Annotated in this window: 18 protein-coding genes and 1 pseudogene; 13 read left to right on the forward strand and 6 right to left on the reverse strand. The window is 61.3% G+C overall.

The annotated features are described in order from the left end of the window. Positions 1 to 4 precede the first annotated feature (4 nt). Genes E9677_RS02240 through E9677_RS02275 form a run of 8 tightly spaced genes read left to right on the forward strand, consistent with a single transcriptional unit; the run spans position 5 to position 7009 of the window. Entirely contained in the window at positions 5 to 409 is a 405-nt protein-coding gene (locus E9677_RS02240) for an MnhB domain-containing protein (RefSeq protein ID WP_136556464.1), read from the forward strand. Further along, positions 406 to 792, forward strand: a complete 387-nt coding sequence (locus E9677_RS02245; RefSeq protein WP_136556465.1) for an NADH-quinone oxidoreductase subunit K — start codon at positions 406 to 408, stop codon at positions 790 to 792. The genes E9677_RS02240 and E9677_RS02245 overlap by 4 nt, the downstream gene beginning before the upstream one ends. Beyond that, positions 785 to 2290, forward strand: coding sequence for a Na+/H+ antiporter subunit D (locus E9677_RS02250; RefSeq protein WP_136556466.1), 1506 nt, complete (start codon positions 785 to 787; stop codon positions 2288 to 2290). Before E9677_RS02245 ends, E9677_RS02250 begins: the two co-directional genes overlap by 8 nt. Further along, positions 2287 to 2622 carry a Na+/H+ antiporter subunit E gene (locus E9677_RS02255; RefSeq protein ID WP_136556467.1) on the forward strand — a complete coding sequence of 112 codons (336 nt, stop codon included), beginning with the start codon at positions 2287 to 2289 and terminating at the stop codon, positions 2620 to 2622. The genes E9677_RS02250 and E9677_RS02255 overlap by 4 nt, the downstream gene beginning before the upstream one ends. Next, the gene (locus E9677_RS02260) at positions 2619 to 2909 is read left to right on the forward strand and encodes a monovalent cation/H+ antiporter complex subunit F (protein ID WP_136556468.1); all 291 of its coding nucleotides are present in this window, start codon (positions 2619 to 2621) and stop codon (positions 2907 to 2909) included. The genes E9677_RS02255 and E9677_RS02260 overlap by 4 nt, the downstream gene beginning before the upstream one ends. Continuing rightward, on the forward strand, positions 2909 to 4168 hold the full coding sequence (gene mnhG / locus E9677_RS02265; RefSeq protein WP_136556469.1) for a monovalent cation/H(+) antiporter subunit G: 1260 nt from the start codon (positions 2909 to 2911) through the stop codon (positions 4166 to 4168). The genes E9677_RS02260 and mnhG overlap by 1 nt, the downstream gene beginning before the upstream one ends. Positions 4169 to 4227: 59 nt before the next feature. Further along, positions 4228 to 5667, forward strand: a complete 1440-nt coding sequence (locus tag E9677_RS02270; RefSeq protein WP_136556470.1) for a sensor histidine kinase — start codon at positions 4228 to 4230, stop codon at positions 5665 to 5667. A 4-nt stretch (positions 5668 to 5671) separates the two neighbouring features. Next, positions 5672 to 7009, forward strand: a complete 1338-nt coding sequence (locus E9677_RS02275) for a sigma-54-dependent transcriptional regulator (protein ID WP_136556471.1) — start codon at positions 5672 to 5674, stop codon at positions 7007 to 7009. Positions 7010 to 7020: 11 nt separating this feature from the next. Here E9677_RS02275 and nikR read toward each other — a convergent pair whose 3' ends face one another. After that, complete coding sequence (gene nikR, locus E9677_RS02280; RefSeq protein ID WP_136556472.1) at positions 7021 to 7434, reverse strand: nickel-responsive transcriptional regulator NikR; 414 nt, start codon at positions 7432 to 7434, stop codon at positions 7021 to 7023. 121 nt (positions 7435 to 7555) lie between these two features. Here nikR and E9677_RS02285 point away from each other — a divergent pair, with 121 nt between their 5' ends. Genes E9677_RS02285 through E9677_RS02305 form a run of 5 tightly spaced genes read left to right on the forward strand, consistent with a single transcriptional unit; the run spans position 7556 to position 12401 of the window. Further along, the gene (locus tag E9677_RS02285; protein WP_168801136.1) at positions 7556 to 9127 is read left to right on the forward strand and encodes an ABC transporter substrate-binding protein; all 1572 of its coding nucleotides are present in this window, start codon (positions 7556 to 7558) and stop codon (positions 9125 to 9127) included. Beyond that, complete coding sequence (locus tag E9677_RS02290) at positions 9120 to 10124, forward strand: ABC transporter permease (RefSeq protein ID WP_235882834.1); 1005 nt, start codon at positions 9120 to 9122, stop codon at positions 10122 to 10124. Before E9677_RS02285 ends, E9677_RS02290 begins: the two co-directional genes overlap by 8 nt. A gap of 56 nt (positions 10125 to 10180) precedes the next feature. Then, the gene (locus E9677_RS02295) at positions 10181 to 10984 is read left to right on the forward strand and encodes an ABC transporter permease (protein ID WP_235882835.1); all 804 of its coding nucleotides are present in this window, start codon (positions 10181 to 10183) and stop codon (positions 10982 to 10984) included. Further along, on the forward strand, positions 10984 to 11799 hold the full coding sequence (locus E9677_RS02300; protein ID WP_136556475.1) for an ATP-binding cassette domain-containing protein: 816 nt from the start codon (positions 10984 to 10986) through the stop codon (positions 11797 to 11799). The genes E9677_RS02295 and E9677_RS02300 overlap by 1 nt, the downstream gene beginning before the upstream one ends. Next, positions 11787 to 12401 (forward strand): ABC transporter ATP-binding protein, encoded by a 615-nt coding sequence (locus tag E9677_RS02305; RefSeq protein ID WP_136556476.1) that lies wholly within the window; start codon positions 11787 to 11789, stop codon positions 12399 to 12401. The genes E9677_RS02300 and E9677_RS02305 overlap by 13 nt, the downstream gene beginning before the upstream one ends. 12 nt (positions 12402 to 12413) lie before the next feature. Here the strand turns inward: E9677_RS02305 and E9677_RS02310 are convergent, their stop codons facing one another. From E9677_RS02310 to E9677_RS02330, 5 genes and pseudogenes are all read right to left on the reverse strand, one after another. After that, positions 12414 to 13310, reverse strand: coding sequence for a nickel/cobalt efflux transporter (locus E9677_RS02310; protein WP_205910091.1), 897 nt, complete (start codon positions 13308 to 13310; stop codon positions 12414 to 12416). A 161-nt stretch (positions 13311 to 13471) separates the two neighbouring features. After that, positions 13472 to 13586 (reverse strand): annotated as a pseudogene (locus tag E9677_RS02315) (class 1b ribonucleoside-diphosphate reductase subunit beta); the annotation flags it as partial. 56 nt (positions 13587 to 13642) lie between these two features. Continuing rightward, a complete protein-coding gene (locus E9677_RS02320; protein ID WP_136556478.1) occupies positions 13643 to 16543 on the reverse strand; it encodes a TonB-dependent receptor in 2901 nt (966 codons plus the stop codon). Between the two features lie 121 nt (positions 16544 to 16664). Beyond that, positions 16665 to 17657, reverse strand: a complete 993-nt coding sequence (locus E9677_RS02325) for a FecR family protein (RefSeq protein WP_136556479.1) — start codon at positions 17655 to 17657, stop codon at positions 16665 to 16667. A 91-nt stretch (positions 17658 to 17748) separates the two neighbouring features. Continuing rightward, positions 17749 to 18267: an RNA polymerase sigma factor gene (locus E9677_RS02330; RefSeq protein ID WP_136556480.1), complete on the reverse strand. Its 519-nt coding sequence runs from the start codon at positions 18265 to 18267 to the stop codon at positions 17749 to 17751. Positions 18268 to 18295 lie beyond the last annotated feature (28 nt).

Raw genomic sequence — 18295 nt, forward strand, 5'->3', positions numbered from 1 at the left:
GGTCATGTCCGTCATTTTCTCCACCATGTCCCGCCTCTTCTTCGTGCTCATGCTCGCGGCCGCTGTCTACATGCTGTTTCGCGGACATAACGAGCCTGGCGGAGGCTTTATCGGCGGCCTGTTCGCGGCCCTCGCTTTTGCGCTGATCGCCCTGTCCGACAGTGTCGCCAAAGCCCGCAAGGTGCTGATCGTCCATCCGGTCGTGCTGATCGGCGCGGGGCTCGTGCTCGCCTTCGTCAGCGGCCTGCCCGGCCTCATGTCGGATGGATCGTTCCTGACCCATTGGTGGCTCGAGCTCGACTCCACCCATCTCGGCACCGCAACCGCATTCGATATCGGCGTCTTCATGGTCGTGATCGGCGGCGTTCTCTCCCTGGTTTTCCGTTTTTATGAAGGAGTGGAAGAGTGAGCCTGATCTACGCTTTTGTCATCGCCGCGCAGATGGGAGCCGGCATCTACCTCCTCCTGTCCCGCCACATGATGCGCATCCTGTTCGGGGTCGTCCTCCTATCGACAGCCGCCAACCTGCTGATCTTCGTTGCAGGCGGACTGCAGTTTGCAGCACCGCCGGTCATCCAGCAGGGCTCGCAGACCCTGGCTGAAGGATCGGCCAACCCGCTCCCCCAGGCGCTCATTCTGACGGCCATAGTCATTGGGTTCGCGCTTGTATCATTTGCGGCCGCCCTCGTGCTCAAGGCTTACTACACACTCGGATCGGTCTTCACCGATGAGCATAAAGACGCCGAAGCGCTCGGCTCGCCCTTTGAAAAGGAGGCCATCCGCAATGGCTGACACGCTTCTCCTATGGCCCGTCGTGCTGCCGCTGCTTGGTGCGGCGCTGGCCGCTGCGTTTCAATCGCGGCCCGAGGTGCAGCGCGTCGTCGCGCTTGCCGTCATGATCTTGACGCTCGGCGCCTCGCTCCTCCTCGCCCAAGCGGTGATGGCGGGAGGTATCCTGACCAAGGCCTTCGGCAGTTGGATGCCACCCTTCGGCGTCGTTTTCGTTGCCGACCGCTTCAGCGTCGCGATGGTGGTGATCTCGAGCCTGCTGGCGCTGTGCGCGCTGATCTTTTCCATGGCCGATCTTCGCCAACGCCAGGTCCGGGCGGGCTTCTACCCGCTGTTCCTGGGATTGATGATCGGGGTCAACGGTGCATTTTTGACCGGCGACATCTTCAACCTCTATGTCTGGTTTGAAGTGATGCTGATCGCAACCCTCGGCCTGATCACGCTGGACCGCACCCGCGCCCAGATCGACGGCGCGATCAAGTATGCAGTCCTCAATCTCTTTTCGACCATTCTTTTCCTGATGGCGATCGGGCTGCTCTACGGTGCAACCGGAACGCTGAACATGGCAGATCTGGCCATGGTCCTTCCGCAGACGGAATCGTCGGCAGCGCTAACCCTGTCGGCGATGATGTTCCTGCTCGCCTTCGGCATCAAGGCCGGCTTCTTCCCGATGTTCTTCTGGCTGCCGGCCTCCTACCACACGGCATCCATCATCGTATCCGCCGTCTTCGCAGGTCTCCTGACGAAGGTCGGGGTTTATGCCCTCTTTCGCGTCTTCACCCTCCTATTCGAGGTGGATAACGGGACGCTGAAGCCCCTGATCGGAGTGTTTGCCGCGGGCACCATGCTGTTCGGCGTTTTCGGGGCGGCAGTTCAGTGGGACGTGCGCCGCATCCTGTCCTTCCACATCATCAGCCAGATCGGCTACATCATGCTGGGCCTCGCCATCGCTACGCCACTCGCCATGGCAGGCGCGGTCTTCTACATCATCCACCACATCGTGGTGAAGGCGAACCTGTTCTTCATCGCAGGCGCCATCCACCGGGCGACAGGCTCCTTCGACCTTCGCAAGTCCGGCGGATTGATGAAGTCCTCACCGATGCTGGCGGTTCTTTTTGCCATCCCCGCTTTGTCTCTGGCCGGCATCCCGCCGCTCTCCGGCTTCTGGGCCAAGCTGATGGTGGTCGACGCTTCTTTCCAGGGAGACGCAGCCTGGCTTGCCGGTATCGCGCTCTTTGTCAGCCTCCTCACCATCTTCTCGATGAGCAAGATCTGGATCGAGGCCTTCTGGAAGGAGCCTGTTCGCAAAACCCGAGTACGCCCGGTACCCGCTGCGATGATCGCTCCGATCGCGGTGCTCGGGGCCATCACACTCGCCATCGGTTTCCATCCAGAACCCCTCGTCGTGTTCTCCAACCTTGCCGCCGACAGCATAGGCAACAAAACCGAGCTTATCGGAGCCATTTTCGACCAAAACCCGACAGCAGGAGTGACACCATGACCATCGTCAAGCGTATCGGCATGTCCATGACCCTGGGAGTGGTTTTCATCGGCGAACTCGTGCGTTCGTCCGTTGCAGTTGCCCGTCAGGTCCTCGGCGACAGCTCGCAGCTCGAGCCCGCGATTATTGCCGTCCCACTGGATTTGCGCAGCAGAGCCGGGGTTACGGCGCTTGCAAACTGCGTGAGCCTGACGCCGGGGACGACCTCGCTGCATGTCAGCGAGGATCTGGCCACCCTCTATGTTCACGTTCTGGATGCGCCGCAGCCCGAGGCGGTGGTGGAAAGCATCAAAACGACTTTCGAGACACGTTTAAAGGAGATTGAAGGATGATTGCGCTTCTGGATGGGATCCTATCGACGTTTGCCGCCGTCATGATCATGATCCTGATGATACCGCTTCTTCTTGCCGCCGTTCGAATGGCGACAGGTCCCGGCTATGCCGATCGCTTCATCGCGCTCGACATGCTGACCGGCATTGCCGTCGCGATTGCCGCGTTGACGATGATCGTCACCGGCCGCCGCGAATTCCTCGACGTCGCCTTCGGGATCGCCTTGATCGGGTTCCTCGCGACATGCTCGCTTTCCGCGCTCCTCGAGAAGAAAAAGGAGGATCTGTGATGCTCGCGATCCTGTCCATCCTGTTCAAGCTTTCCGGCGTGGCGTTTCTCTGCATAGCAGCTCTTGGCGTCATCAAGCTTCCGGATCCGTTTCAGCGCATGCATGCGGCCACGAAAGCCGGCACGCTTGGTGCCGGCCTGGTCATCATCGGCAGCGTGATTGCCCATGGCGCACTCGATGCGACGTTGATGGGCATGATGACTGTCATCTTTCTGCTGTTGACGGTGCCTGTCGCGGGCCATCTCCTGGGTCGCGCTGCCTATGTTTCGGGTGCGCGGCTGACACTCACCGGCGACGACGCCCTTGCTGGTGTGTTGACCCGGGCCGACAAATCGCTCGACAAGCGCAGCGGCTGGGTTTCTCTGGCTCCGAAAGAGCAGGCAGACACCGCTCGCGACACATCTGACCGGCAGCCGCCGACGCTCCGGAAAAGGCTGAAGCAACAAAACGAACTGCCCATGCTTCCAGCGATCGAAGCTGTTCGGTTCGCAGTCATTGGGGGAGAAGTCGTTCACGTCGCGGAACGGGCTTGCACTATTGCCCAGAGGACTGGAGCGAGCCTCTCTGCATATACCATCATCGACACGCATGCGATCCATGCTGCAGCCGACCAAGCCGGACTCCGGCGGCTGATCCGAGAGCGCGCAAGCGACGCCATCAGCGACCTCAAATCCGTTACGTCTCAAGCGGATGCTGCTTCGACCCTGCACTACGATGAAGGCGATCCCGAACACATCCTCCGCTGCGAGACGGAGCCAGGCCGAACACTTCTCGTTCTGCCGTCCCATGGATGGTTCCATCACCAGGTTGAGGCCCGGTTGGAACGCACCACCTGGGAGCCGGACGGCCTGTTGCGTTTGCCAGGCTGCCATCGAGGTCCGGTCCTTTTCGTAGCCGACAAGCCATTGCCCGACACCGCCCGTACGGTAGTGGTGCGCGATTGCGGCGAAGATCACCTGGCAGCCCTCGTCGAATGGGCACTGTTGAACAAGCTTTGGAACGCAACACAGCTCCTACATGTCGCGGACAAAGAGCTCAAGGAAAGCCGATTGGCTGAGGTCGCGGACCGTTTCGGTTGCAGCTACACTCGACATCCCGCACCGGACAGCGGATGCACCATACCATCCGGCATCGACGGTCTCCGGGCTGTCGTGCTCGGCCGCACGCCACGGCCTCTGCGAACGCGATGGTACGGCAGTTCCTGGCTCAACCGTATCGCACCCGACATGGCGGGTGACGTCCTGATCATGGAACGATGAACGGCTCGGCTGCGATAAAATACTGGCAGGCCGTGTTACAGTTGGTCTAATCAATCTGCATGTCCTCACTTTCGCGCCCGAAACTGCCTCTCTCCGTTGCACTGCCTTTGTTCGTGGCCGTCGCGATGTTCCTGGTGGCAGTCGGCACGACACAAATCGGCGTCATGGCTCTGCGGTCGAGCAACGAGACGGGCCTGCGCGATCAGGCGCTGGTTTTCCTCGATGCCGTCGCTGGCAACATTGCCGCAGAGGTCAATGGGGATGATTCACGCCAATCGGTGCGCGAGACCTTGGCGGCTTCGCTGGAGTTTCGCACCGCTCTTCTCGAAGAGAGCATCGCGGTACGCTGGACCGACCAGTCCGGCGGTTCCATCACGGTCGCGCTGGCCGAGACCGATGGCGATCTGTTGGACACCGCCTTGACCGAGGCGCAAGCAATCAGTCCCGACGATGTCAGTGCCCGATTGGTTCCCGAACGATCGATCCTGCTGGTTGCACGCAGCTATGAGATGGACGAGGGGCGCCTTTATCTGGCCGCGACATTCGATACACAGCCGCTCGAAGATGCGGCTGATGCCGCGTCCCATGCCGCCTTGGGAATAGACATCCTGGTGGCCATCGTCGCCGCAGCTGCTGCATATGGCGTGACGCGACGTTCGCTCAAACCGCTCGATCGCTTCATCGATCGGCTGGCCGACCCGACGGGTTCCCCTACGAACGGGGCGGATTGGCGACGCGGCGACGAATTACGCCAGCTGGAAGCGGCCCTCGCCATGCGAGAACAATCGGAAGCGCAACGGGTCCTGATCCTCGAACAGATGGCACAGCAAGAGCGTGACGGCCTTCTGGCGCGCATGGCAGCCAGCATCGCGCATGAGGTGCGCAATCCGCTTGCCGGTCTGAAAAACGGCATATCTACGCTCAAGCATTTCGGCGACCGCGAAGATGTGCGAGCGGAAACGCTCAAATTCCTGGAAAACGGGCTCGACAGCATCGGCCGCGTGGTGGACGTCACCCTGTCAACCTATCGCCGAAGGTCCGGGTCCAAAACGATCACGGCGCAGGATATTCGAGATCTCGAGCTTCTGATCGCTCCGGAAGCAAGCCGTGCCGGCGTCGCGCTCGACTGGAAACTCGATGAGCCGGCGCAGTTCAGGGTTGATGTCGATGCCCTGCGACAAATCCTGATCAACCTGATGCTCAATGCCGTGCGCGCTTCACCGCAAGGTGCAACCGTCACCGTCTCGCTCCTCCTCAAGGATGCACAGACGGTCGTCCTGAGCGTCACGGACGAGGGACCGGGAATGCCGCCCGAAATCGTCGCCGCCATGATTTCGGGACGTGTCAATGACCTACCTGTAGAGCGCAGCATCGGGATCTGGGTCGTAGCCTCCCTGGTGGAGCGCATTGGAGCCGATTTGTCGATCCGAAGCGAAGGCACGGGAACAACTGTCCAACTGACCCTCGTGACGGCACAGCAGAGGCAAACGGAGGCATGAAGCCATGACTGCAGGTCGTATACTGGTCGTCGAGGACGACGCAACGCTCGGCATGTCGCTGCAACAGAGACTTGTGCTGGAGGGGTTCGCTGTCAGATGGGCTCGGTCGGCGTCAGAGGCCCATGCAGCGCTGAAAGACGCAGCACCCGATATCATCCTCTCCGATATCCGCCTTCCGGATGGCGACGGCGAAACCATCATGCGCCAGCACTTCGCCCGCTTTGGCCTGGTCCCCGTCATCTTCATGACGGCCTATGGAGACATTGATCAGGCCGTTCGACTGGTGCGTGACGGCGCGGTGGATTACGTCAGCAAGCCCTTCGATCTCGATGGGCTCGTCGAGACCTTGCATGGCATCAGCCGCCGCAAAAGCAGCGGATCGGAGATTGGGACTGCATTTTCCGGCAGCAGCGCCATGCGCAAGATCGGCGCGACATTGCTGCGCGCGGCGGAAATCGACTTGCCGGTCCTTCTCCTCGGCGAGACGGGAACAGGAAAAGAGGTCGCGGCACGCTATGTCCATGAGGCCGGCTCGCGCAGAAACCTGCCGTTCGTGCCGGTGAACTGTGGCGCCTTGCCGGCAGATCTGGCGGACTCGCTCCTTTTCGGACATGAGCGGGGTTCCTTCACCGGCGCCTCAGGCCTGCATCGAGGCTTCTTCGAGGAGGCTGAAGGGGGCACGCTGTTTCTGGACGAGATCGGTGATCTGTCACCAATCCTCCAAGTGAAGTTGCTCCGCGTTCTCGAAACGCGGGAGTTTCGCCGGTTGGGCGGAAGCGAGACGCGCAGCTTTGGAGCACGGATCGTCTGCGCCACCAACAAGGATCTGAAGGCCATGGTGACCGACGGCCTGTTCCGAGAGGATCTCTGGTTTCGCATCAATGTCATTGCCTGCAAGCTTCCCCCGCTCCGAGACAGAGGGGAAGAGTTGGCGTCCCTGCTCGATGACATCGCGTCCGCCGCCGCAGCACGGCTGGGATATAGCGGGGTCATCGTCGACGAGACGGCCTATGACGCTGCCAAGCGGCATAGCTGGCCCGGAAACATCCGGGAACTGATCAACCGGGTCGACCGCGCCATCGCGATGGGTGACGGCCGTGCTCTGCCTGAGGCGGCGCTCTTTCCCGAGGGGCCGGTCCAGACGGATACCGGCATTGATGGCTCGCTGGACGTGAATGCCACGCTGTCGGAGGTCCGCGATGCCGCCGAACGTGCCCATATCAAAGCCGCTTTGGCGCGCGCCGACGGCTCACCAAAGGACGCCGCCGAAAGTCTGGGCGTCTCGCGCACGACACTGTGGGAAAAAATGCGGCGACTGAACATCGGACCCAACAACAGCTAGGGCCTTGGACTTCAACCTTTGCCGTCCTGCACCGGGATGATCTGCACGCTGCCGTGGCGGACTGCCCTCTCGGCCGTGATGTGGTCGGCGAAATGCTGCACGTCGTTCATGGATCCTTTGAGGATGCCGACTTCCAGACAGTTCTCGGCGTCGAGATGCACATGGAGGCTGGCGATCGTCAGGTCATGGTGGTGATGGAAGGTGTTCGTCAGCCGCCTCGCCAGGTCCCGGGCGGCATGGTCGTAGACGTAGCTCAGGACGCCGATGCAAGGCTCGTCGCCCTTGGAATTCCGGGTTGCTTCCTTCAGGCCGGTGCGCACCAGATCACGGATCGCCTCCGATCGGTTCTGATCCCCGCGGGCCGCAATCAGCACATCGAGTTCCTGCATCAGGTCGTCGTCGAGGGTGATCGTCACACGTTGCATCTTGAACTCCATTCGTATGATGTTCTGATATAGACATCATACCTTCTCAGGATTATGGTCCCCGGCGTTTCGAGAGTGCGATGAGCACACTCGGATTGGATATAGGGGAAGTTTCGTGAGCATGGCAATTCATCGGATCACCGTTTCGGCCTTGCTCGCCACCGCGTTCCTGTCCGGCACTGCCCTCGCCGCTCCAAAGTCGCAACTGGTGCTGGCGATCGGTGGTGAACCGGAGGGTGGCTATGACCCGCTGACGGGATGGGGGCGGTATGGTCATCCTCTCTTCCAGTCGACGCTTCTCGCGCGCGATGCCGAGCTGAAGACCAAGCCGGACCTCGCGACGGAGTGGACACTCTCCGATGATCGGCTGACATGGACGATCAAGCTCCGGCCGGACACGCAGTTTTCCGATGGATCGCCGCTTACGGCAGAGGACGTCGCCTTTACCTTCAACGAGGCTGCCAAGATCGGCAGTGCCATCGACCTGACGGCGCTGGAAGCAGCCCGCGTGATCGACGACCAGACCCTGGAGATCAAACTCAACAAGCCCTGGATCACCTTTACCGAGAACTTCTATGCACTCGGCATCGTGCCCTCGGACAGCTATGGCGAAGGCTATGCGCGCAATCCTGTCGGATCGGGCCCTTACAAGTTCGTCTCATGGACAGAAGGCCAGCAGCTGATCGTCGAGAAAAACCCGAACTATTACGGCGAGACCGGTCCGTTCGAGCGGATCACCTTCCTCTTCACCTCGGAAGACACGAGCCTGGCGGCCGCGCAGGCCGGACAGGTGGACATGGTCTCCGTGCCGGCGACTGCTGCCGATGCGGCGCCACAGGGCTTCAAGCAGGTTGTTGCCCAGTCCGTCGATAACAGAGGCATCGTTTTCCCCATGGCGAGGGACGAAGGCCAGGTTGTCGGCGAAGGCACGAAGGTTGGCAACAATGTCACTGCCGACCCTGCCATCCGACGTGCCGTCAATCTCGGGATCGATCGAAATCAGTTGATCGAGGTGGCCTTGCTGGGCCATGGAAGTCCCGCCGCAGGGCCGGCCGATGGTCTGCCCTGGTCCAATCCGGACGCCGCCCTCGCCTTCGATCCGGAGCAGGCCAAGTCCGTACTGGACGAAGCGGGGTGGGTCGTGGGCAGTGATGGTATTCGTGTCAAAGATGGCCTGCGGGCAGCCTTCCCCGTCAATTACCCGGCCTCCGACTCGACGCGCCGGGCCTTGGCCGAAACCGTCTCGGCACAGGTAAAGGCGCTCGGCATCGAAGCGACGGCGACCGGCAAGAGCTGGGACGAGATCGGCCGCATCATGCATTCCGAGCCGGTGCTGTTCGGCTGGGGCAGCCATTCGCCGCTCGAGGTCTACAATCTCTACCAGTCGAGCCTCAGTGGCGTGGAGTTCTACAATGCAGGCTTCTACTCCAACCCTGTCGTCGACCAGCATCTCTCTGCGGCGCAGAGTGCAGAAAGCCTCGAGGCGTCCTTTCCCGACTGGCGACAAGCCGAGTGGGACGGGACGACAGGCTTCGGCGCCAAGGGCGATGCCGCATGGGCCTGGCTCGTCAATTTGGACCACGTCTATTACGTCAACGAATGCCTCGAGATCGGCACGCCCCAGATCGAGCCGCATGGCCATGGATGGCCGATCACCGCGATGATGCAGAACTGGAAATGGACGTGTGAGTAAGACGGGACAATTCGGCTGGTTCGGGTTGATCGCGGCAAAGGCGATCCGCCTCGTGCTTGTGCTCTTGACGGTCGCCATCGCTGCTTTCGCGCTGGCGAAGCATTCCCCTGTCGATCCGATCAATGCCTATCTCGGGGCCGACATCGCGCGTGTCGGGCCTGAGCAACGGGCGCTGATTGCCGAGAAATGGGGCCTCGACCAGCCGGCAATTACACAGTTCTGGCGCTGGGCGGAGAACCTCGCTCGAGGTGACCTCGGTTATTCCATGACCTATAACGCGCCGGTCGCCGATGTCCTTTTCACGCGCTTCCAGGCCTCTCTTCCCCTGATGGGGCTGGCCTGGCTTCTCTCGGGTGTGCTCGGCTTCGCTCTCGGGGTGTTTGCCGGTGCCTTTGCCGGCTCCTGGGCGGACAGGATCATCCGCGTCTACTCCTATGTGCTCGCCTCGACGCCGACCTTCTGGCTGGCCATCATGCTTCTGGTCGTCTTCGCCGTCGGGCTCAACTGGGCGCCGATCTGCTGCGCCACGCCGATCGGCGTGGTGCCTGAAGACGTGACGGTTCTCGACCGCATTCGACACCTCGCTCTGCCGCTGGTCGCGCTGACCGTACTCGGTGTCGCCCAGATCGCCTTGCATACGCGTGCCAAGATGGTCGAGATCATGCAGTCGGACTATGCGCTCTATGCCAAAGCGCAAGGCGCGTCCCGCATGGACATCGCCTTGCGTCATGGCGCGCGCAATGCCGCTCTTCCGGCAGTCACGGTTCTCTTTGCCTCGCTCGGAGAGCTTTTCGGCGGCTCGGTTCTCGCCGAGCAGGTCTTCGCCTATCCGGGCCTTGGCAAGGCGACCGTCGAGGCCGGGATCCGCGGTGATGTGCCCTTATTGCTCGCCATCACGCTGGCGCTGACCTTTGTCGTCTTCCTCGGCAATTCGATCGCCGATCTGCTTTACCGGATCGTCGATCCCCGCATGTCGCGCGGAGCAAAGCCGGCATGAGTGCAATTGTCGATCTTCCGCCCTCGTCCCCCGAGCGCGCACGTGATGGAAACAGGATGAGAACCCTGTTACTGTCTTTCGTCGCAGCGCTGGCCCTGATCGCCGTATTGGTCTCGACCCATCTTTACGGGCGCTACGGCATCGACGCCGATTTCTCCACCCGCCTGCTTGGTCCATCCTGGAGCCATCTCGCAGGCACCGACCAGCTCGGGCGGGACATGTTTGCCCGTACGCTGCATGGACTGGCGCTGAGCTTCTGGGTGGGGCTGATCGCGGCCTCCCTTTCGGTCGTGATCGCCATGCTGCTGGCACTTGTCGCCACCACAGGCGGACGCCTTGCCGACGAAGCCGTGTCTTTCCTCATCGACGCCGCCATGGGCCTTCCGCATTTCGTGCTGCTGATCCTGATTTCCTTCAGCCTCGGGGGTGGCACCACGGCCGTGATCATTGCGGTGGGCGTTACCCATTGGCCAAGGCTCACCCGCATCCTGAGGGCCGAACTCCTGCAACTGCGTCATGCCGAGTTCGTCCGGGCGTCGAGGCACTTCCGCAAATCCTGGTTCTACATCGGCCGGCATCATTTCCTGCCCCATCTGGTGCCGCAGCTCTTGGTCGGTCTGATCCTGCTGTTCCCGCATGCGATCCTGCATGAGGCGGGCCTCACCTTCATCGGCTTCGGACTCGAGCCATCGAAACCCGCGATCGGCGTGCTGCTGTCGGATTCCATGCGTTATCTCACGGCCGGCAAATGGTGGCTTGGAATGTTTCCGGGGCTGGCACTGCTGATGGTCGTGCTCTGCTTCGACGCGATCGGCAACGAGCTGAGGCTGCTGACCGATCCAAGGCAGGAGCAGACGTGATGCTCGATGTCGAAAACCTCTCCATTTCCTTCCTGCGTTATGACGGGTTGGTTCATCGTCGCGAGGTGCAGGCACTCGCAGGCATAGACCTCTCGGTCGCCCGCGGCGAGGTCATGGCACTGGTCGGAGCTTCAGGCGCAGGCAAGAGCCTGCTTGCCCATGCCCTCTTCGGCATCCTGCCTGTCAATGCGGTGGTGCGCGGGAGCATGCGACTGGACGGCACAGCGTTGGATGACGCGCATTGTGGAAGCGTCAATGGCCGACGAATGGCTCTCGTTCCCCAGTCGCTCAGCCATCTCGATCCGCTCGCTCGCTGCGGGCGCCAGTTGCAGTGGGCGGCAAAGCGCGGTGGCATACCCCGAACCAAGGAACGACTCGCTGAAGCTCTTGATAGCTTCGGCCTCGGCCCCGAGGTGTTGACGCTCTATCCGCATCAGGTCTCGGGCGGCATGGCACGCCGCCTCATGTTGGCTATGGCTACGATCGCCAATCCTGACCTTATCGTGGCAGATGAGCCGACGAGCGGATTGGATCCCGATGCTGCAGGCGGCGTGCTCGGCCATCTTCGCCGCCTCGTCGATGCCGGAAAGGCCGTTCTCCTTATCACCCATGACCTCGTGAGCGCGGTATCCCACTCCGACCGGGTCGCCATTCTGGAGAATGGGCGGATGGTGAGCATCGAACCGGCCGACGCATTTTCCGGTGACGGCGCGAAACTGACTGACCCTTATGCAAGGGCGCTATGGCTTGCCATGCCCGGAAACCGGTTCACGGTCACACCGGATGGTCGCGGAGACATCGAATGCTCGAGCTGACAGGGGTCGACTTCGGCTTTGCCAAAGGCAATCTCCTCTTCCAGGGCGTATCTCTGACAATAAGGGAGGGCGAGATTGTCGGCCTCTCAGGCAAATCGGGCACGGGCAAATCGACGCTCGGCCGGATCGCCGCCGGTCATCTGAACCCGGTCGCGGGGCAGGTCCTGCTGGATGGCAAAGCGCTTACACCGGGATACGGCGCCGTCCAGTATGTCCACCAATCCTCCATTTTTGCCGTGAACCCACGATGGCGCCTGGGCCAGATCATCTCGGAAGCCTGGCAGCCTGACGATGTGACACTCGACGCGATCGGTGTGTCGCGAACCTGGTTCGATCGCTACCCGCATGAGATATCCGGCGGAGAGTTGCAGAGGGTCGTGCTTGCCAGGGCGCTCAGTCCCCAGACGCGCTTTCTGGTCGCCGACGAATTGTCCGCCATGCTTGACCCGATCACCCAGGTCGAGATCTGGTCCTTTTTGATGAAGCGTCGTAGGCTGGGTCTCGGCATCCTCGCCATCAGCCATGATGCAGCTCTGCTGAAGCGCGTGACTTCGCGCCAGATCGAATTGTCGATGCGACGGGTACAAGCGGTGGATGGCTGAGCGCCGTGCCGCTCAAATTTGGTCGGTCAGATGCACCTGGTAATGCGCGACCCCGCCTATCAACATGATCAGGCCGATCAGCGCGATCAGATAGGCTGACACATAGGGGGCGTAACCTAGGAACCGATCGAATAAGCGGGTCCGACTGGTGATCGCACTCAGGCCCAGCGCGGCGACCGTGCCGAAGGTCATCAGTACGATGGCGAGACCTAACGAAAAAGCGCTGACGAGCACGATGCCGAGCGACGTCTTGCCGAGATGCAGGCAGAGAAGAAAGACCGTGATCGCCGCAGGACACGGGACAAGCCCACCGGAAAGACCGAACAAGACAGTCTGCCAGGTCGAGGCCGGCCCCATCTTCAAGCGCCGTTCCAGATCGCGGGCATGCGCCCGGGCATGTGCATCACCTGCGGGATGCACATGATGGGCATGGTGGTGGTCCGCCTCGGGGTGGTGATGATGATGGTGGCCACCATGGTCATGATGATGATCGTGATCATGCGCGTGGTCATGGTGTCGATGAGCGTGGTCAGGAGCGACGTGCTCCCCGACAGTCTTGCCGCGTGTATCTGATCGCCGGGCCTGCCAGAACATCCAGAGGGCCAGAAACAGAACGAGGATCCCTGAGCCCATCATGAAGAATGGCTCGAGCTGATCACCGATCAGTTCATTCCCGTAGGTCAAGGCGAGAAAAGCCAGAAGCCACACGATGAGGGAATGCGAAATGGCAGCGGAGAGGCCGAGCAGCAGAGCCTGGCCCACGGTCCCTCGCGTCGCGATGATATAGGCCGCAATCATGGTCTTCGAATGCCCCGGCTCAAAACCGTGCAAGCCGCCGAGGAGAAGCGCCATGAAGAACAGGGCCAACGGATTGGCCGCACCCGAAGCGATCGCGTCAGATAAGTTCATGGATTGCTCCCTGCGCCTCAGTTTGGGCCGCAGCCACGGTCCGTTCCCGTGACTGAGCATGATTGGCAGCTGGTGCCAATACCCTTGTGGTGGAAATCAGGCGGCACAATCGAGCCGGCGATATCCTTGCCAATCAAGTACGCAGAACCATTGCCCCCCTCTCATAAATCACAGTCCTCGTCCTCGGTCGCCACCGCCTTGCCGATGAAATAGGAAGAACCGGAGCCAGAGAAAAAGGTCGTGGTTCTCATCGGCATTGGGCGAAAGCGCCGAGAGGGGCGGCTATGATGAGCTTGTACCGAACTCGTTGGGAATTACCGAACTCCCCTTGCTCAAAACTCGGCCGAGGCGCCGAGCCAGAGAGTTCTGCCGATCACCCAGGGCTGCCCGTCCTCGGCTGTTGCATTGCCCAACTCGTTGAACAGGTTGACCACCTTAAAGTTCAGGGTCAGCCCATGTTCGTCGATGGAGGCGACCTTGTAGGAACCCGCAAGATCGACGGTCAGCACTGCGTCGAAGGCCTTGTCCTCCCATATATCATGCTGGATGCCGTCGATATCCTCGTTGTCACCTGAGTCAGCCACGCCCTCATAGGCGAAGTTGTAGTTGGCGGAGAGACCGAGCGCCAGGCGTTCGTCGAAGAAGCTGCCGGTGAGACTGACCTGCGCGCGCAGGGGAATATCCATGTTACCGGTGACGGCGTTGAACCCGGCCTTGGTGTAGGACGCCCCCTTGTACGAGATCCGGTTCTCCAGATCATCCTCGTCCACGAAATAGCTGTTGGCTGAGACATTGCGGTCCGCCCATGTGATTGAGGCAGACAGGAGGGAACTCTCTGCCGGGTTCCAGGTGGCCGTTGGCAACTCCTTGGCATATTCCGCTGTAAAGGAATCATACGAGCCTTTGGCACCGTTCGTCAGAACATAAGACGAGCTTGTGGGTGTTGCGGAGGCATATTGGTCGCGCGAGCTACGATGCATGTAGCGCAGGCGCCAGTCGCCTTCGGTCAGCGGATCGACAAAGTCGATCCCAACAGTGAACTCGTCCGTGTAGGGGGTCTTCAGATCTGAAGCATCAAAGGAATAATAGGCCTGGGCGGTAGAGCTCGTAAAATCGCCGACGACATTCCCGCTTGGTGCCCTGGTATAGGTGATAAAGCGTGGCTGTTGGTCGCGGATCGCATAGGCAAGGTTCGCGGCGTCGTAGTACCGGTTGTAGCCTCCGGAAATGCTGAAATCTTCGATCGGCGTCACGGTCGCGACAAGTCGTGGCGCGATGTTGAGGTTGCCCTGATAATCGTCATAGTCGAAGCGGATGCCAGGGCGGATATTCAGCCCGTCGAAGGTCTGGTCGAGTTCCAGATAGCTGTTGGCCTGCATAATCTGAGCCTTGATGTCGAAGGCTTTATAGACCGATTTCGTGTATGCGAACTGCTCGGCATAGCACTCTTCCGTCGTATTGCAGGTAAATGTCGATATGCCCGCGTTCCAGAGCGTAGTGTAGAACGCAGCAGGTCGATAGGTGTAGTTTACATAATCGGCAGCCCGCCAACGACGCGCCTGCGTATAGCCGAGCTCGTAGCCGGCACGGAACGTGCCATTCCAGACTTCGCCTGCCAGATCCTGGGACCAGGTATAGCGCTCCTGCCCCTGACCACGTTCGCGCCCCATGCCCCCCTCGCGGCAATCAGTGCTGGTCGTTGATGTCTCATCAATCCGGCACCAGTCCAGCATGCTGGTCTCAAATACGCGCACACCGGAGCGAAAATAGGTCGATTTCCAGTTGCGGACGATGTCGTCGCCGCCAAGATTGAGCGCATCGGATTTCGATGCAGTAACCTTGCTGGTGAGCGTGACATTGGAGAGCGGAATGCCCCCGAGCGAGAAGTCCTCGAACTCATAAGTGTTTTCCAGCTTCCCCGCATAAGTCTGGGTCGCTGTGTCGATCTCGAGAGACCGGTAATTGTTCGACTCGAAATCCTGATAGTAGTCAGTGTGGATGCCTTCCAGTTTGAACAGGCCGAAATCCGTCTCTGCATTGGCCTGCAGCCGATAGAACTCGTTCTTGGATTCTGACTCCACCAGCTCGTCGCCGTAAATGTAGTTCTTCGCCTTGTTGGTCCAGGCATCCGTCACGCTGTACTGGCCAATGACAGCAATATTGTCCGTGATCGGGCCGGTAACGGAGAAGGCCTTCTTCTTCTTGTAGAATTCCGGCTCTTTCACCTCATTCGGATTCAGACCATCCTCAGTCGCGAGGTTGTATTGAACGAGAGAGTCGCTTTCGTATTCTACTGACGCAGTTGCCCTCAACCTGTCGGTTGCCGGCTCCATCAGCTTGTATTCAACGACGCCCCCCTGGAAGGAGCCGTACCGGGCCGACGCATTGCTGTCGATGACCGTTGCGGACTCGACAAAATCTGTCGGGACAAACACCGTCTGCGAGTGCAGGCCATAGATGCGATCGGCATTGTAGGCGGCATCGTCGTCGGAAAGCTCTCCGCGGTTGCCTGTGTTATAAGGCTCCTCCGTCCCCGTCACCGTATTGATGCCGATGCCGTTCAGGATGAAGTTGTTTTCATAGGTCCGCCCGCCTGAAATCGAGACTTCCTGCGGGCGCGTGTTGAGGATCGCCTGCCCCTCGACGCCTGCCTCGTCGTTGGTGTCGTCCTGGTATTGCACATTCGGCAGGCCGCGCAGGAAGCTGTTGGCATCCGCGCTGCTGGTGCGGATGCCGACCTGAGTGGAATCGAGCACTGTCGTTCCCGTATCCGCAGCGCTTTCAGTCCCCAGCTTCACCCCGGCGGCTGACGAGGAAACGGTGATTTCCTCAAGCACGGTCGTGCCTGCCGCCGCCGCGTCGTCGATCGTGCCGGCCGCGACGAGCGAAGTCGTGCGCGCACCGGTGACGCGGATTTCGATGCCGGATCCGGCGAGCAAAGCACGCAAGGCCGAGAGAGGATCGGTTTCGCCGGCAACCGTGCCGGATGTGCGGCCCGAGACGAGGGCTGCGGCATAGCCGACCTGCCAGCCCGTCTGCCGGGTAAAGGCCCGGAGCGCTGCATCGAGCGGCTGGGCGGCGATCGAGATCGCCCGTGGGCCGTTTGCTGCGGAGCCCGCCGCAAGATCCTGCGCTCGAAGCGGAGGCAAACCGGCCGAAGCCGACACCAGCGCCGTAGATACCATGAATAGGGCAAGCCTGCGCTTGCCGGTCGAAACTCTACGCTCTGCCATTTCATCCCCGGGCCAGAAGCCCTCGTCACCCTGTTGCCACCCCACCGCCGCACCTCATGCGCAGCGGTTCTGAAAGGGATGACGTGCGAGCCCAGGCGGTCTCACAAAAAAACTTGAGCGATTAGTGAATGAATAAAATCCCGCCCGGCAGGCGCTCGATTGTCGCCCCCGCTGCGGTCACCACGCTGTCGATCGCGGCTCCCGCCTCGGCGATACGAAAACTGCCGCTGACTGGCGTATCGAGCACGGTGCCCGGTAGCGTCACGATGCTGATATCCACATGACGGCCGATCTCGTCCAGCGCCGTGCGCAGCGGGACGGCCGAAAGCTCGATCCAGCCGTCGCGCCAGGCAAGCCGGTGCTGGGCCGTGCCATCGGGCAGAAGCGCAATGGCAGTGCTGCTGATGGCGGCTGTCTGTCCCGGCGTCAGTGCTACCGGTTCGCTGGCCGTGCCGTCGGGGACCAGCATCACGCGGCCGCTATCGAGATGCACGAGGTCTTCGCCTTCGCCGCGTGCGACATTGAACGCGGTTCCCGTCACCCGCACGGTTCCGAAGCCGCCGGTCACAGTGAAGGGCCGGGTCACATCATGCACAACGTCGAAATAGGCCTCGCCATCGAGAAGCCGCACGGCACGGCGACCGTTCTCGAAATCCAGCATCACCGCTGTCTGGCTGTTCATCTGCATGCGCGATCCGTCCGGCAGGTCGATCGTGGTGATTTCGCCGGCATCGGTGCGGTGGTCGGCCTGAAGCCGGAGCAGCCAGTCGCTGCCGAGCAGCGGCACAATGACAGCTGCGGCGATCGACGCGGCAAGCGCGAGAGGGGCTGCACGGCGCAGCATCGAAGCCGAGGCGACCGGTGAACGCACCGTCCCCGGCCGTGTCCGCGCACTCGCCGCCTGGGCTGTCGCGACGGTCAGGGCGGGACAGTCGTAGAGCGCGCGGACCCGCGCCAGTGCCGCGCCTCGGTCCGCGCCTTCGGCCAGCCAGGCATCGAGCGCCGCCCGTTCGGCCTCTCCGGCCTCTAACCTCAGCACCCATTCCAGCGCCTGATCGGTCACGGGATCGGGATGTCGGAAGTCTGTGGTTTTTTCGTCAATCACTGAAGGCATGACGGTCTTCCGTTGAATTGGTGCTTGATAAAAAGTGACGTTTCAAAGCGGTCCTCCTCCCAAAAAATGTAGTCTTGGCCCTCAAAGCGGGTCATCGATCCATCCTCTCGCGGATCTCGAGCAGAACGGCCATGGCCATCTTCATGTCGTTGAACACCGTATTGGGCGAGACCCCGAGCCGTTTCGCGATCTCCGGATAGGCAAGGCCCTCCAGCCGGTTGAGGCACCAGGCCGAGCGTGCCCGGGGCGGCAGGGTGAGCAGTGCCCGATTGAAGGCCTGAACCATGTCCCGCTGGATGGCCTGGTCTTCGATGCTCGGTTGCGGATCGGCGACCACGGCGTCTGCAGCGTCGAAATCCCGCTCTTCGTGCAGCGAGCGTACCTTGCGGCGGCGCAGGTGATCGAGCGCCAGATTGCGTGCCGTCTGCCAGAGAAATCCCTCGACATTGCCGGGTGTGCCCTGCTCGAGCGCCCTCCGCGCCCTGAGATAAGCGTCATGCGTCAGCTCTTCCGCCTCGGATGCGTCGCGCACGATGCGCAGGATCGCCCGGTAGAGCGATGGCCGCATGCCAAGAAACGCCTCGTCGAGCCGCTGCGTGTCGCCTGTCATCGCGGTATCCGGGCTCCGGCCGCGCGAG

Origin of the sequence: Peteryoungia rhizophila, assembly GCF_004912145.1 — a bacterium.
Lineage (GTDB): Bacteria > Pseudomonadota > Alphaproteobacteria > Rhizobiales > Rhizobiaceae > Allorhizobium > Allorhizobium rhizophilum.